We start from the raw sequence: 13441 nt of genomic DNA, 5'->3' as shown, positions 1-13441 counted from the left end.
CTCAGGCGCTCCCGTGCGGCGCGGCCGGCGGGGAGGCGGCGGGCGGAGCGGCGGCGGCCGGAGCGGCCGCGGCGGCCGTCCCTTCCGCCTCCGTCACGGCCGGACGGGCCGCCGGCGGTCCCGCGCGTCCGCGGTCGACGTCGGGCTCGAGGTAGATCGTGGTGGCGGCGGGAACGGCCTCGCGGATCCGCTTCTCGGCGGCGTCGATCCCGGCGGCCACGTGCTCGAGGGTCTCGGCGGCCGGGAAGGCGAGCTTCGCGGCCACGAGGATCTCGTCCGGTCCGAGGTAGAGCGTGCGCATGTGGATGACGCGCTCGACGTCGCGCCCGGCCTCGAGCGCGGCGCGGATCGAGGCGGCGTCGGCGGGGGTCGCCCCCTCTCCGACCAGCAGGCTCTTCGTCTCGACGCCCAGCACGATCGCCACCACGATCAGCAGGGTGCCGATCATGATCGTTCCGATCGCGTCGTAGACCGAGTCGCCGGTGATCACGGTCAGCCCGACTCCGAGCAGCGCGAACGTCAGACCGGTGAGCGCGGCGACGTCCTCGAGGAGCACGACCGGCAGCTCCGGCGCCTTCGCCCGGCGGATGAACTGGAACCAGGACTGCGAGCCGCGGACCCGGTTCGACTCCTTCACTCCGGTGCGCAGCGAGTAGCCCTCGAGGCAGATCGAGATCACGAGGACCAGGATCGGCAGCCAGGCGTTCTCGAGCTCGTGCGGCTCGGCGATCTTCTCGATGCCCTCGTAGAGCGAGAAGACGCCGCCGACGGAGAACAGGATGATCGACACCACGAAGGCGTAGACGTAGCGCTCCCGTCCGTAGCCGAACGGGTGCTCCTCGTCGGCGGCCTTCCGCGACTTGCGGCCGCCGAGCAGCAGGAGCAGCTGATTGCCGGAGTCGGCGAGCGAGTGCACGCCCTCGGCGAGCATGGAGGCGGATCCGGAGAAGAACCAGGCGACGAACTTCGTCAGGGCGATGCCGAGGTTGGCCGCGAGCGCCGCGATGATCGCGGTGCCGCCTCCGGATGCGCTCACGTGGTCTCCTCGGGCTCGCCGCTGGATGGTCGGGCCATCCTACGAGGCGCCGGACCGCACCCGGACCCCCTTGCCGCGGGCTCTTCGTAGGATGAGCGGCGTGACCGATGCGCCCGTCCTGCTCCCGTCCATCGCCGTCCTCGGCCTCGGCTCGATGGGGGGCGCGATCCTCCAGGGCCTGCTGGCTCCCGGCGTGCGCGTCGAGGGGGGCGTGCGGGTGACCAACCGCGACTCCGCGAAGGCCGCCGCGTGGGACGGCCACCCGGTGGTCACCGCCTTCGCCACCGCGGACGACCCGGAGGCCAACCGGCGTGCGGTCGAGGGCGCGGCGATCGTGCTCGTGGCCGTCAAGCCGCACATGGTGCCGGACCTGCTCGACGAGATCGCCGACGCGCTCGCCCCGGGCGCGGTCGTCGTCTCCGTCGCCGCCGGCGTGACCGCGGCCACGTTCGAGCGGCACCTGCCCGCGTCCGTCGCCGTGCTCCGCTCGATGCCGAACACTCCCGCGGTCGTGGGCCGCGCCGTCACCGGCCTCAGCGCGGGCACGCGGTCCGGCGACGAGGACCTGGCGCTCGTGCGCCGCCTGTTCGAGACGGTCGGCGAGGTGGTCGAGGTGCCGGAGTCGCAGCTCGACGCGCTCTCGACGATCTCCGGCTCGGGGCCCGCCTACGTGTTCCTGCTGATCGAGGAGCTCATCGCGGCCGCTGTCGCGAAGGGCTTCACTCCGGAGCAGGCGTCGACGATGGTGGTCGGCACGTTCCGCGGCGCCGCCGAGCTGCTCGCGGACTCCGGCGAGGAGCCGGCGGAGCTGCGCCGGCGGGTCACGAGCCCGAAGGGCACCACCGAGCGGGCCGTCGCGGTCCTGCAGGAGGCCGACCTCGCCGCCCTCTTCACGCGGGCGACCGACGCCGCGCTGGCCCGCGCCCGCGAGCTCGCCGCCTCCTGACTCCGCCCTCCTCTCCGCGAGACGCCGCCCGGGTACGCGACACCCCGGAGCGGGCGAACCGGAGCGGCATCCCGCTGAGGAGGAGGAGGGAGGGGGCGCGGGTCAGGAGCCGAGGGCCGCGAAGCGCTCGATGTCGCTGGGGGTGCCGCTGACCACGATGAGGTCGTGGTTCGAGACGACGGTCTGCTCGGTCGCGTAGGTGAAGGGCTTGCCCGGGCTCTTGACGCCGACGACGGTCACGCGGTGCTTGCGGCGCACGCCCGACTCCGTGAGCGTCAGCCCCCGGATCGGCTTGGGCGGGTACATCTTCGCGAGCACGAAGTCGTCGTCGAACTCGATGAAGTCGAGCATGCGGCCCGAGACCAGGTGCGCGACGCGCTCGCCCGCCTCCGCCTCGGGGTAGATCACGTGGTTCGCGCCGATCCGTTCGAGGATCTTGCCGTGCGAGCGCGAGATCGCCTTCGCCCAGATCTGCGGGATCTTGAGGTCGACGAGGTTCGCGGTGATCAGCACGGACGCCTCGATGGAGGAGCCGACCGCGACGACGGCGACCTGGAAGTCCTGCGCGCCGATCTGCGCGAGGGCGTCGAGCGAGCGGGCGTCGGCCTGCACCGCGTGGGTGACCCGCTCCGACCACTTCTGCACGAGACCGGCGTCGGCGTCGATGGCGAGGACCTCGCGGTCGAGGCGGTCGAGCTGGCCGGCCGTGGCGGCTCCGAAGCGCCCGAGGCCGATCACCAGCACCGGGGCGTCGTACCTGATGCGGTCAACCAACGATGGGCCTCTCTTCCGGTCGTCTGAACAACTGCCTCCGCTGGCTCGCGGCGAGTGCGGCGGCGAGAGTCACGGTACCAACGCGGCCCATGAACATCGTCAGCGCCAGGATGTAGACCCCGGACGGCGGCAGCTCCGCGGTGAGCCCCGTCGAGAGCCCGGAGGTCGCGAAGGCCGAGATCACGTCGAAGAGCACGTGGTCGAGCGAGGCCTTGGTGATGTGCAGGATCAGGACGCTCGACACGGCGACCGTCGTCGCGCCCCACAGCACGACCGAGACGGCCAGGCGCAGGACGTCGTTCGGGATCCGGCGGCCGAACGCCTCCATGTCGTTGTTGCCGCGGGCCTCGGCGAAGGCGGCCAGGAACAGGATCGCGAGGGTCGTGACCTTGATCCCGCCGGCCGTGGAGGCCGATCCTCCGCCGATGAACATCAGCATGTCCGTCACGAGCAGGCTCGAGCCGTTGAGGTCGGGGACCGAGATCGTCGAGAAGCCGCCCGACCGCGTCATCGTCGAGAGGAAGAAGGACTGGAAGACGGTGTCTCCCGCATCGAGGCTGCCGAAGGTCCTCGGATTGTCGAACTCGAGCACGATGTAGAGGACGGCCCCGGCGACGAGCAGGATCACGGAGGTGACCAGCGTCAGCTTCACGTGCACCGACCACTTGCGCGGGCGCCGCCAGCCGCGGGAGAAGGCGTAGATGACGGGGAAGCCGATCGAGCCGAGGAAGACGCCGAGCATCAGGATGCCGAGGAACCAGTAGTCGTCCTCGAAGGGGGTGAGTCCCGCGGCGTTCGGGGCGAAGCCGGTGTTCGTGAACGCCATCGCGGAGTAGTAGAAGGAGTGCCAGACGGCTTCGCCGATCGGGATCCCGTCGATCAGCATCCGCGGGAACAGCAGGAGCGCGACGATGATCTCGATCGCGGCGGCGCTGATCGCGACGGTGGCGAGCAGTCCGCCGATCTCGCCCAGGCGCACGGCCTGGCCCTCGGCGACGGGGCCGGAGTGGATCCGCAGCGGGTTCGAGTCGCTGGCGACCATGAGCTTCGCCCGGAGCCCGAGGCGGCGCGAGATCGCCAGGCCCATGATCGAGGCGAGCGTCAGCACTCCCAGAGCGCCGATGTTCACGCCGACGAAGATGATCGAGTGGCCGAACGCCGACCAGTGCGTCGCCATGTCGACCGTCGCGAGGCCGGTCACGCAGATCACCGACATCGCGGTGAAGAAGGCGTCGTGCAGCGGAGTGACGGTGCCCGTGGTGCTCGACACCGGCAACGAGAACAGCAGGGTGAAGACGAGCACGAGCGCCGAGAAGATGAGGATCGCGAAGCGGGACGGCGAGCGTCCGGCGAAGTCGTCGATGAGGTCGCGGGCCCGCTCGAACCCCGACCAGGGGGAGACGGGCGAGACGCCCACGGGGCTGCGGAACTGCTGCCGAACCACCACGGCGGATCCTCCACTCGATCGCGGCCATGCTACCCGCTCGGTGCCGGGCCCCCGGGGCGCTGACTAGCCTGGGCGCATGGCTGACATCTTCGGGGTGATCGCGGACGGGACCCGCCGGGACATCCTCGCCCTGCTGCTCGAGCAGCGGCGGGACGGCTCGGCCGAGGGCATGAGCGTGTCGCGGATCGTGGCGCGCCTCGAGCTGAGCCAGCCGACCGTCTCGAAGCACCTCAAGGTGCTGCGCGAGACCGGCCTCGTCACGGTGCGCGAGAGCGGACAGCACCGCTTCTACGCGCTCGAGTACGCGCCGCTGGCGGAGGTCGAGGACTGGCTGCTGCCCTTCCTCGCCGAGGACGAGGCGGCCGGCGCCCTGCTCGACGCTCCGACCGCGGCCCGGGCGGAGTCGCTGGGTCGGGCGCTCGCCGAGCGCACCCACCAGGTCAGCACCGTGGTGCAGGACATCCAGCGGGGCGTCAGCGAGGGAGCGACGAAGGTGGCGGAGGCGCTGCGCATCCGCAAGTGAGGGGCGCCGAGGAGCCGGAAACGGTGGAGCCCCGGGTCGTGTAAGCTCGCGGGAGCCAGTTTTTCGTAAGCGGCCGCCCGTCGGGCGGTCGACCCCCTGAACGTTGTGAGGTCTTCGTGGGTTCTGTCATCAAGAAGCGTCGCAAGCGTATGGCGAAGAAGAAGCACCGCAAGCTGCTTCGCAAGACTCGCCACCAGCGTCGCAACAAGAAGTAGGCTCGCGCCTCTTCCCACTCGAGCGTCCGCCCTTCCGGGGTCGGGCGCTCGTCTGCGTTCACGGATCATCCCGGCGGCGCTCGCCGTCTCGGCGCCCGTCGCCGGGGCCGCCGTACACTGACCGCATGGTGGACGTGGAGCTGACGCTCGTGGGCAAGCCGGGCTGTCATCTCTGCGACGACGCGCGGACCGTGGTCGAGCAGGTGGTCGCCGACCTGGGCGCCGAGGCGTCGGTCGCCGTCTCGGAGGTGTCGATCCTCGACGATCCCGAGCTGCACGAGCGCTTCGTCGAGGAGATCCCGGTGGTGCTGATCGACGGGCGCGTGCACACCTTCTGGCGGGTCGATCCCGCGCGTCTCCGGCGGGCCCTCCTCGATCGCGGGTGAGCCTCGACCGGGCCGTCCGGACGGAAGCACGACCGCGACGTCCCTCTGACGGGGGACAGGACGGCTCGCGATAGCTCGCCTCTCGCCCTTACCCTCGTAGGGAGGGGTGCGCTCCTCCGTGCGCGGACGCAGATCGTCGCCCGTGGAGGAAGGAACCGCCATGCCGTCATCCCGCCGACTCGCCCTGCCCGCCGCCGCTCTCGCGGCGCTCGTGCTCGGCCTGGCCCTCCCCGGAGCGGCCGTCGCGGCCCCCTCCGCCTCGACGGTCTCGACCACGGTCGAGCAGCCGGCCGCGACGACCATCCCCGGCGTGCCGGAGGATCCCGAGCAGCCGGGCGACGGCGGCTCCGACCCCGTTCCCGGCGTCCCCGAGGAGCCGTCCGTTCCCGGAGTGCCCGAAGAGCCGGCAGAACCCGAGCAGCCCGCTCCCGTCGACCCCGCGCCCGTGGACCCCGCGCCGGTCGATCCGGCACCGGTCGACCCCGCGCCCCAGCAGCCGAGCCAGCCCTCCACCGGCGGTGGATCCACCGGCGGCGGCTCGACCGGCGGCGGCTCGACCGGCGGCGGCTCGACCGGCGGCGGCCAGCAGGGCGGCTCCGGCGGCGGCCAGCCCTCCACCGGCGGCGGATCGTCCTCCGGCGGCTCCGGCTCCGGCGGCGGCACCACCGGCGGAGCGACGTCCGGCGGCACCTCCGGCGGCGGCACCACCTCCGGCACCACCACGTCCGGCACCGCCGGCTCCTCCGGTGCGGGCGCCGTCACTCCGGCGGCGTCGGCCCCCGGACGCACCGAGCTCGGCACCTCGACCGAGGGCGCGAAGCCGGCGGCCGGTGCCGCGACCGCGGAAGTCTTCCTCACCCGCGAGCTCGCCGTGCAGCCGGAGGCGCTCACCGTCGAGCTCGCCCGCTTCTACGGCGTCGGCTTCTCGTACACCGGCTTCGCGAGCGGCGAGGCCGTCTCCGCGGTCCTCCGCGACCCGAACGGCACCAAGACCCCGCTGACCCTCGAGGCGGGGAGCGGCACCGCGACCGTGCCGACCGCGCTGATCACCAAGTCGGGCGCCTTCACGGTCGACCTCACGGGCGACCAGGGCTCCGCCGCCAAGGTCGTCTTCCGGCTGGCGCCCTCCACCGGCAACGGCCTCCTGCTCGAGCCGCGCGAGCTCGGCGACGGCAGCACCGAGGCGCCTCGCGGCGCCGTCTGGGGCTTCGACGCCGACGAGGAGGTCGCCGTGGGCGCCTTCGAGACCTCCGGGTCCCGCGCCGACCTGGCCGCCGGCGACGTCGCCGTGCAGTCCGACTCCATCGGCTGGGCCGAGCTGGCGCTGGGCGACGCGGTCATCGCCGACCCCGACCCCTCCGTCTACTGCGTCGTCGCCTTCGGTCGCGAGTCGCACCGCACGGCAGCCGTGACCGTCTCCTACCGTGACAGCGACACCACGGCCGCACCGTGGGAGGCGCAGCAGGTCTGCGGCACCGCGATCAGCGCCGCGCGCACCGCCTTCCTCAGCACGGCCGCCTCGGCGGGACCGGCCGGCATCACGCCGACCACCGCGCTGATGATCGGCGGCGGCGCGGTCGCCGCGTCGCTCGTCGCCTGCGCGGCCGTCCTGGTCGTGATGCGCCGCCGGCGCATGAACACGGACCTCTTCATCGGCGGACCGCTGCCGCGCACGCAGAGCGACTGACGCGTCCGGAGGACGAGGGAAGGCCCGCGAGACGCGATCCCGCGGGCCTTCCCTCGTCCTCTCCCGGCGCTCAGCCGGCCGCGGTGAAGCGGAGGAGGATCGTCCGCGCCTCCGGCCGCAGCTGGAAGTCGGGCCACACGTCCGGACCGCACGCACGGGAGCCCAGGCCGTGCTGGGCGGCGTCGATCACGAGGACCGCGCGCTCCGACGCCGGCAGCTCGTGCGGGTGCGCGGCTGCCGTGATCTCCTGCGGCGTGTGCCTTGCCAGGGTGAAGCCGGGGAGGCGCCCGTGCAGGTCGCGCGCGGCTTCGATGCGGAGCCGGGGCGAGCCCGCCTCCGTCAGCGTCAGCTCGCGCACGCTGCTGCGGTGACCGCTCTCCTGCGGGCGGGCGTACGGAGTCGTCAGCCGGTCCATCTCCGCCGTGAAGCGCCCCACCCGCGCGGCCCGGAGGCTGTCGGGGTAGGACTCGAGCGGGCCGGTGCCGAACCACTCCGCGCCGTCGATCGACGCGGGCATGTCGATCCGGATGCCCAGCCGCGGCCAGACGGAGTCCCAGCCCCGGGTCGGCACGAGGTCGACGCGGAGGACCGTGCTCTCCCCGTCGACGCTCCAGCGCTCCTCCATCAGGAGTCCCGCATCGAGGTCCGCGGCCGAGAAGCGGGTCACGCGGCGGAGCCCGGCGGAGGCGTCCACCTCCTGCACGCGGCCGACCAGGCGGTCGAGTCCGGCCTCGCGCCAGCGGGCGGCGGAGGAGGGGGCCGGCGTCCCGCGGCCGTCGCCGTCGTACGGGTCGCCGGTGACGTAGCCGGGGAAGCCCGCGCCCTCGTCGTTGTCGGTCGGGGCGCGCCAGAGCTCGGCGCGCGGTCCGTCGACGGGCAGGCCGGCGAGGGAGGCGAGCCGGCCGTCGCGGAACCGCGCGACTCCGAGCGCGCCGCCCTCGAGGGGCGGAGCGGCGCGGACGGCGCGGGTCCACGCGGGCACCGCCGACGGCACGGCGAGGAGGTGCTGACCGGTGGAGAGCACGTGGCCCTCCTCCGCCCAGGCGGTCGAGGCGTCGAGGACCGCGTCGACGGTGAGCCAGGTCTCGCCGCCGGGACGCACCTCGAGCGGGGGGAGCTCGACGTGCACGGCGTCGCCGGCCGCGATGACCGGGGCGTCGAGCACTCCCTCCGCGGTGACCCGCCCGTCCCGCTCGACCCGCCACGCGAAGCGCAGATCGGCGGTGGAGGCGTCGTGTCGGCGGTTCTCGATGACGACGCCGTCGCCGCGGACCGTGAGGCGCACCGGAGCGACGATCTGCTTCCACTCGAACAGGCCCGGGCTGGGCGTGCCGTCGGAGAGCACCATGCCGTCCATCACGAAGTTGCCGTCGTGCACCACCTCGCCGAAGTCGCCGCCGTACGCGTAGTACTCGACGCCCTCCGGCGTGCGCGCCCGCAGGCCGTGGTCGCGCCACTCCCAGACGAAGCCGCCGTGCAGCCGCGGGAAGCGGTCGACGAGGTCCTCGTACTGGTCGATCGCTCCCGGGCCGTTGCCCATCGCGTGCACGTACTCGCAGAGCAGGAAGGGCTTGGAGCGCTGCCGAGCGGACTCGCCGGGGGAGCAGCCGAGCAGCGGAGTGAGCGAGCCGTCGGTGCCGATCCGCTCGGTCTCGGGGATCGAGGAGTACATCCGCGAGTACACGTCGGTGTACCCGCCGGTGTAGTCGCCCTCGTAGTGGATGGGGCGCTCGGGGTCGCGGCCGTGCACCCAGGCGGACATCGCGGCGAGGTTCGCGCCGGTGCCCGCCTCGTTGCCGAGGGACCAGAGCACGATGCTCGGGTGGTTCTTGTCGCGCTCGACGGTCCGCTCGATGCGGTCGAGGTAGGCCTCGCGCCAGGCGGGGTCGTCGCTGGGGTTGCCCGCCCAGCCGACCCGCTCGAAGCCGTGGGTCTCGAGATCGCACTCGAGGACCACCCAGAAGCCGAGCTCGTCGGCGAGGTCGAGCAGACGGGGATGCGGCGGGTAGTGGCTGGTGCGGATGGCGTTCACGTTGAAGCGCTTCATCATCGCGAGGTCCTCGCGGGCGGAGTCCTCGTCGAACGCTCGACCGCGGTCGGGGTGCGTCTCGTGGCGGTTGACTCCGTGGAAGACGACGCGCTCGCCGTTGACCAGGAAGCGGTCGCCGCGGATCTCGACCGTGCGGAAGCCGAGCCGCAGCGAGACCGTCTCGCCGGCGGAGGCGAGCGTCGCGTCGTAGAGGCGCGGAGCCTCCGCCGACCACGGCTCGACCTCGGTCACCTCGATCGCGGCGATCTCCTCCGCCGAGGCCCAGACCGTCTCGATCCCGAGCCCGGGCACGCGCAGCGTCAGCGGGAACGCGTCGGCCGCGGCGGTCACCTCCGCCTCGATGCGGCCCGCGCCGCCGGCGAAGGAGGAGCGCAGCCACACGTCCTCGATCCCGCCGACGGGGCGCGCGAGCAGGTGCACCGAGCGGAAGATCCCCGGCAGCCACCACTGGTCCTGGTCCTCCACGTAGCTCGAGGCCGACCACTGGTGCACGCGGACCACGACGAGGTTCTCGCCCGGGCGGACGACGCCGGTGACGTCGAACTCCTGCGCGAGCCGGCTGCCGGACCCGATGCCGATCTCGACGCCGTTGACCCAGACGCGGTAGCGCGACTCGACCCCGTCGAAGCGCAGGACGACCGCCTCGGCGGAGTCCCACTCCTCCGGGACCACGACGGTGCGGCGGTAGTCGCCCGTCGGGTTCGCGTCCGGAACGAACGGCGGCTCGGTCGGGAACGGGAACTGCACGTTCGTGTAAGCCGGCAGTCCGTAGCGCCCGTCGCCCTGCAGCACCCAGTGCGAGGGCACCGGCATCAGGTCCCAGCCGGAGTCGTCGAACGACTCGTCCCCGACGGCGTCCACGCCCTCGCCCTCCGGCAGCACGCCGGCGCCGCCCGGGGTCCCCGGAGCGGCGGGGAGCAGGCGGAAGCGCCACTCCCCGTCCAGCGGGAGCGCCGGGGCGTCGGTGTGCAGCCACGAGCGGGGGGCCCGGCGGCGGCCGGAGCCCGGTCCGGTGTCCGTCAGGTAGTGGGAGGTCGTCGGGGGAGTCGTCACTTCACGGAGCCTTCCGTCAGGCCGCCGCGCCAGAAGCGCTGCAGCACGATCATGGCGATGGCGAGCGGGATGATCGACAGCAGGACGCCGCCGGTCGTCAGCTCGTAGAACTCGGGCAGGCGGTCGACCTGTCCGAGCCAGTTGTTCAGTCCCAGTGTGATCGGGAACAGGTTCGTGTCCGAGAGCATCACCAGGGGCAGAAAGTAGTTGTTCCAGATCCCGACCAGCTGGAAGAGGAACACGGTGACCAGCGCGGGAGTCAGGATGCGCAGCCCGAGCGTGTGGAAGATCCGCAGCTCCCCGGCGCCGTCGATGCGCGCCGCCTCGATGATCGCGGTGTCCACGGTCGCCTGAGCGTAGATCCGGCAGAGGAACAGCCCGAACGGCGAGACGAGCGAGGGGATCAGCACGCTCCAGTAGGTGTTCGCGATGCCCATCTGGCTGAAGAGCAGGAACAGCGGCAGAGCGGTCGCGGTGCCCGGCACCAGGACGCCCGCAAGGATCGTCCCGAACACGAGCCTGCTGCCGCGGAACTCGTACTTGGCCAGCGCGTAGCCGCCCGCCGCGGCGAGGTAGGTCGCGAGCAGGGCGCCCACTCCGGCGTAGAGGACGGAGTTGAGGAACCAGCGGACGAAGATGCCGTCGCCGTAGGTCAGCACCTGCGTCAGGTTGTCCCAGAGCGCGAACGTCGGGGCGAACCAGAAGCCGTAGGTGGCGAAGAGGTCCTCGGTCGTCTTGGTCGCCGCGACGACGACCCAGTAGACGGGGATGAGGAAGTAGACCGCCACGACGACGAGGATCGCGGTGACGATGATGGTCGAGGCGCGGTTGCGGCCGGCCGAGCGGTCGGGCCCGCGTCCGGTCTTCACGGGGCGGTCGGCGGTGACGACTCCGGTGGTCGTGGTCGGCGGGGTCTCGGTGCGGCTCATGACGACCTCCTGTTCGAGATCGAGAGGAACGTGAAGGAGAGCAGGAACGCGACCAGCGCGATCAGGACGGCCTGGGCGGCGGCGACGTTGTAGTCGTTGTAGGCGAAGGCCGTGGTGTACGCGCTGAGGTTCGGCGTGTACTGGCTGTCGATCGCCGGAGCGACCGTCTTCAGCACCTGCGCCTCGGCGAACAGCTGGAGCGTTCCGATGATCGAGAAGATCGTCGTCAGCACCAGCGCGGGGCGGATGAGCGGCAGCTGGATGCTGCGGGCGACGCGCCAGGTGGAGGCGCCGTCGACCTTCGCCGCCTCGTAGAGCTCGACCGGGATCGCCTTGAGCTGGGCGACGATGATCAGCATGTTGTAGCCGGTGTAGCTCCAGAGCGAGATGTTCGCGATCGACCAGAGCACCGTGTCCGCACCGAGGAAGTCGGGCTGGAGCCCGACCACGTTCGCCGCGTCGATGAGCGGGCTGAGGCCGGGCACGTAGAGGAACGACCACAGGATCGTCGCGATGACTCCGGGCACTCCGTAGGGGAGGAAGTAGGCCGCCCGGAAGAAGCCGGGGAACTTCGCCGACGCCGACTCGAGCATCAGCGCGAGGACGGTGCAGAGGGCGATCATCACCGGCACCTGGACGATGCCGAAGAGGAACATCCGCCCGATGGAGGCGATGAAGTTGCCGTCGGCGAGGGCCTGCGCGTAGTTGTCGAAGCCCGCGAACCCGCTGGTGACCCCGGCCTCGCCGAAGAGGCCGGAGCGCGTCACCTTCGTGAAGCTGGAGCCGACGGCGACGACGATCGGGACGATGAACGTGAGGACGAACAGGGCCAGGAAGGGTCCGAGGAGGATCCACGGGGCGCGGGCGACGGCGCGGCTGCGCCGGGGCGCGCCCGGCGTCCGCGTGGTGGCCGCGACCGCGGCGGCGGCGGGGGAGGTCGTGGTGGTCATGCGGAGGCCCTCCTGATGCTCAGGCCCTTGTTCTCGAAGACCGTGATGATCTGCTGCTCCGCCTCGGCGACCGCGTCCACGAGCGAGAGCCCGGACGCCTTCTTCCGGAAGCCGTCGCTGAGGATGTTGAAGGACTGCTGCGTGACGGGCCACCAGGACCAGTCCGGGTTCTGCTCCTTCGATGCGGGCACGAGGACGTCCTCGTTGTAGTTCTGTCCGCTGAAGAAGTCGCTCGGACCCTTGCGGGCCGTTCCGATCTCGCCGACCGCGGGAGACCAGCCGATGCCGCTGTTGGCGATCATCGCGTCGATGCCCTCCTGCGTGGTGGTCATCCAGACGGCGAACTCGATCGCCTCCTCCGGGTGCTTGCTGCTCGAGAACACCGCCGCGGTCGATCCGCCGAGGAAGCTCGAGCCGAAGCCGGTGTCGCCCCAGACCGGCATGGGAGCAGCGCGCCACTTGCCCGCGCCTCCGCTGACCCCCTCGATCAGGGCGTCGCCCCAGCTGCCGGTGGCGCAGGAGGCGATACCGCCCTTCGCCGCGGCCGCGAACCACGCGGGGGAGTAGGCGCCGTAGCCGGTCTGCACCAGGTCCTGGTCGATGGCCGTGTCGAAGAAGGAGGCGACGCGCGTCGTGGCGTCGTCGGTCATGTCGATGACCCAGCCGTCCTCCTCCGGGCGCAGCCACTGCGCACCGGCCTGCGTCGCGAACGCGGCGAAGACCGAGGCGTCGGCGAGGGGGAAGCAGTCGATGTAGGAGCCGGCTCCGCGCAGCTCCGTCGCCACCGCGGCCCAGTCGTCCCAGGTCGTCGGCGGCTCCGCACCCACCTTCCCGAACACCTCGGGCTGGTAGAAGAGAGCCATCGGGCCGCTGTCCTGCGGGATGCCGTAGACGCCGCCGGTGTAGCTGACCTGGCCCCAGAGCGTGGGGTCGTACAGGTCGCGATACTGCTCGACGCCGTACCGGGTGAGGTCGACGAGGCCGTTGACGAGCATGAACTCGGGGACGGAGCGGATCTCGACCTGGCCGAGGTCCGGCCCGCCGCCCGCGGCGAGAGCCGAGTAGAGCTTCTGGTACCCGCCCGCGTTGCCGCCGGGGATCCAGACGGCCTCGACCTGGATCTCGGGGTGCGAGGCGTTCCAGACGTCGCAGACCTTCTGCAGGTCCTTCAGCCAGCCCCAGTACTGCAGGCGGACCGGGCCGGTGGCCGGGGCGATCGTCGGCGCCGTGTTGACCGAGACGGTGCCCGGTGTCGCGCAGGCCGTCAGGCTCCCGAGTGCCGCGGTGCCGAGACCGGCGGCGATGAGCTGTCTCCGGGTGAACGGATGCATCTTCCCTCACTTCGTCGTGGTGGAGAGCCGGGGAGTCTCACCCGGCGATGATCGGGACGCTACCACGAATTCGAGTACGTACTCGAAATTGGCGGCACTGCTCCTCCGCCGCCG

At 72.0% G+C, this 13441-nt stretch carries 12 protein-coding genes; 5 read left to right on the top strand and 7 right to left on the bottom strand.

Annotated elements, in window-relative coordinates; translation table 11 throughout:
* Position 1: 1 nt before the first annotated feature.
* A complete protein-coding gene (locus C5B95_RS02640) occupies positions 2 to 1036 on the bottom strand; it encodes a cation diffusion facilitator family transporter (protein WP_104268573.1) in 1035 nt (344 codons plus the stop codon).
* Between the two features lie 154 nt (positions 1037 to 1190).
* Between C5B95_RS02640 and proC the strand changes: the two genes are divergently transcribed.
* Positions 1191 to 1982, top strand: coding sequence for a pyrroline-5-carboxylate reductase (gene proC, locus C5B95_RS02635; RefSeq protein ID WP_374953059.1), 792 nt, complete (start codon positions 1191 to 1193; stop codon positions 1980 to 1982).
* Positions 1983 to 2084: 102 nt separating this feature from the next.
* Here the strand turns inward: proC and C5B95_RS02630 are convergent, their stop codons facing one another.
* Both C5B95_RS02630 and C5B95_RS02625 read right to left on the bottom strand, forming a co-directional pair.
* A complete protein-coding gene (locus C5B95_RS02630; protein WP_068255410.1) occupies positions 2085 to 2756 on the bottom strand; it encodes a TrkA family potassium uptake protein in 672 nt (223 codons plus the stop codon).
* A complete protein-coding gene (locus C5B95_RS02625; protein WP_244229642.1) occupies positions 2749 to 4119 on the bottom strand; it encodes a TrkH family potassium uptake protein in 1371 nt (456 codons plus the stop codon). Before C5B95_RS02625 ends, C5B95_RS02630 begins: the two co-directional genes overlap by 8 nt.
* A gap of 160 nt (positions 4120 to 4279) precedes the next feature.
* Between C5B95_RS02625 and C5B95_RS02620 the strand changes: the two genes are divergently transcribed.
* The 4 genes from C5B95_RS02620 to C5B95_RS02605 all read left to right on the top strand — a co-directional run bounded on the left by C5B95_RS02620 (position 4280) and on the right by C5B95_RS02605 (position 7014).
* Positions 4280 to 4726: a helix-turn-helix transcriptional regulator gene (locus C5B95_RS02620; protein ID WP_104224854.1), complete on the top strand. Its 447-nt coding sequence runs from the start codon at positions 4280 to 4282 to the stop codon at positions 4724 to 4726.
* 116 nt (positions 4727 to 4842) lie between these two features.
* Entirely contained in the window at positions 4843 to 4941 is a 99-nt protein-coding gene (locus C5B95_RS02615; protein ID WP_003792170.1) for a 30S ribosomal protein bS22, read from the top strand.
* Between the two features lie 125 nt (positions 4942 to 5066).
* Positions 5067 to 5327 carry a glutaredoxin family protein gene (locus C5B95_RS02610; protein ID WP_104282435.1) on the top strand — a complete coding sequence of 87 codons (261 nt, stop codon included), beginning with the start codon at positions 5067 to 5069 and terminating at the stop codon, positions 5325 to 5327.
* A gap of 160 nt (positions 5328 to 5487) precedes the next feature.
* Positions 5488 to 7014 carry a hypothetical protein gene (locus C5B95_RS02605; RefSeq protein ID WP_104348405.1) on the top strand — a complete coding sequence of 509 codons (1527 nt, stop codon included), beginning with the start codon at positions 5488 to 5490 and terminating at the stop codon, positions 7012 to 7014.
* Positions 7015 to 7084: 70 nt separating this feature from the next.
* On the opposite strand, the gene C5B95_RS02600 is transcribed toward C5B95_RS02605, so the two are convergent.
* The 4 genes from C5B95_RS02600 to C5B95_RS02585 are packed head-to-tail and all read right to left on the bottom strand — an operon-like array spanning position 7085 to position 13327.
* Positions 7085 to 10117: a glycoside hydrolase family 2 TIM barrel-domain containing protein gene (locus C5B95_RS02600; RefSeq protein WP_219813802.1), complete on the bottom strand. Its 3033-nt coding sequence runs from the start codon at positions 10115 to 10117 to the stop codon at positions 7085 to 7087.
* On the bottom strand, positions 10114 to 11046 hold the full coding sequence (locus C5B95_RS02595) for a carbohydrate ABC transporter permease (RefSeq protein ID WP_104348404.1): 933 nt from the start codon (positions 11044 to 11046) through the stop codon (positions 10114 to 10116). The genes C5B95_RS02600 and C5B95_RS02595 overlap by 4 nt, the downstream gene beginning before the upstream one ends.
* Positions 11043 to 11996, bottom strand: coding sequence for a carbohydrate ABC transporter permease (locus C5B95_RS02590; protein WP_104225918.1), 954 nt, complete (start codon positions 11994 to 11996; stop codon positions 11043 to 11045). Before C5B95_RS02590 ends, C5B95_RS02595 begins: the two co-directional genes overlap by 4 nt.
* On the bottom strand, positions 11993 to 13327 hold the full coding sequence (locus tag C5B95_RS02585; RefSeq protein ID WP_104224859.1) for an ABC transporter substrate-binding protein: 1335 nt from the start codon (positions 13325 to 13327) through the stop codon (positions 11993 to 11995). Before C5B95_RS02585 ends, C5B95_RS02590 begins: the two co-directional genes overlap by 4 nt.
* Positions 13328 to 13441: the final 114 nt, after the last annotated feature.

This window comes from Rathayibacter sp. AY1A7, from assembly GCF_002930845.1.
GTDB lineage: Bacteria > Actinomycetota > Actinomycetes > Actinomycetales > Microbacteriaceae > Rathayibacter.
This window is presented reverse-complemented; position numbering and strand designations above follow the sequence as displayed.

Excerpts from the sequence above, each read along its gene's own strand:
- proC (WP_374953059.1), top strand. The coding sequence starts at position 1,191 with ATGGGGGGCGCGATCCTCCAGGGCCTGCTGGCTCCCGGCGTGCGCGTC.
- C5B95_RS02620 (WP_104224854.1), top strand. The coding sequence starts at position 4,280 with ATGGCTGACATCTTCGGGGTGATCGCGGACGGGACCCGCCGGGACATC.
- C5B95_RS02610 (WP_104282435.1), top strand. The coding sequence starts at position 5,067 with ATGGTGGACGTGGAGCTGACGCTCGTGGGCAAGCCGGGCTGTCATCTC.
- C5B95_RS02605 (WP_104348405.1), top strand. The coding sequence starts at position 5,488 with ATGCCGTCATCCCGCCGACTCGCCCTGCCCGCCGCCGCTCTCGCGGCG.
- C5B95_RS02595 (WP_104348404.1), bottom strand. The coding sequence starts at position 11,046 with ATGAGCCGCACCGAGACCCCGCCGACCACGACCACCGGAGTCGTCACC.
- C5B95_RS02590 (WP_104225918.1), bottom strand. The coding sequence starts at position 11,996 with ATGACCACCACGACCTCCCCCGCCGCCGCCGCGGTCGCGGCCACCACG.
- C5B95_RS02585 (WP_104224859.1), bottom strand. The coding sequence starts at position 13,327 with ATGCATCCGTTCACCCGGAGACAGCTCATCGCCGCCGGTCTCGGCACC.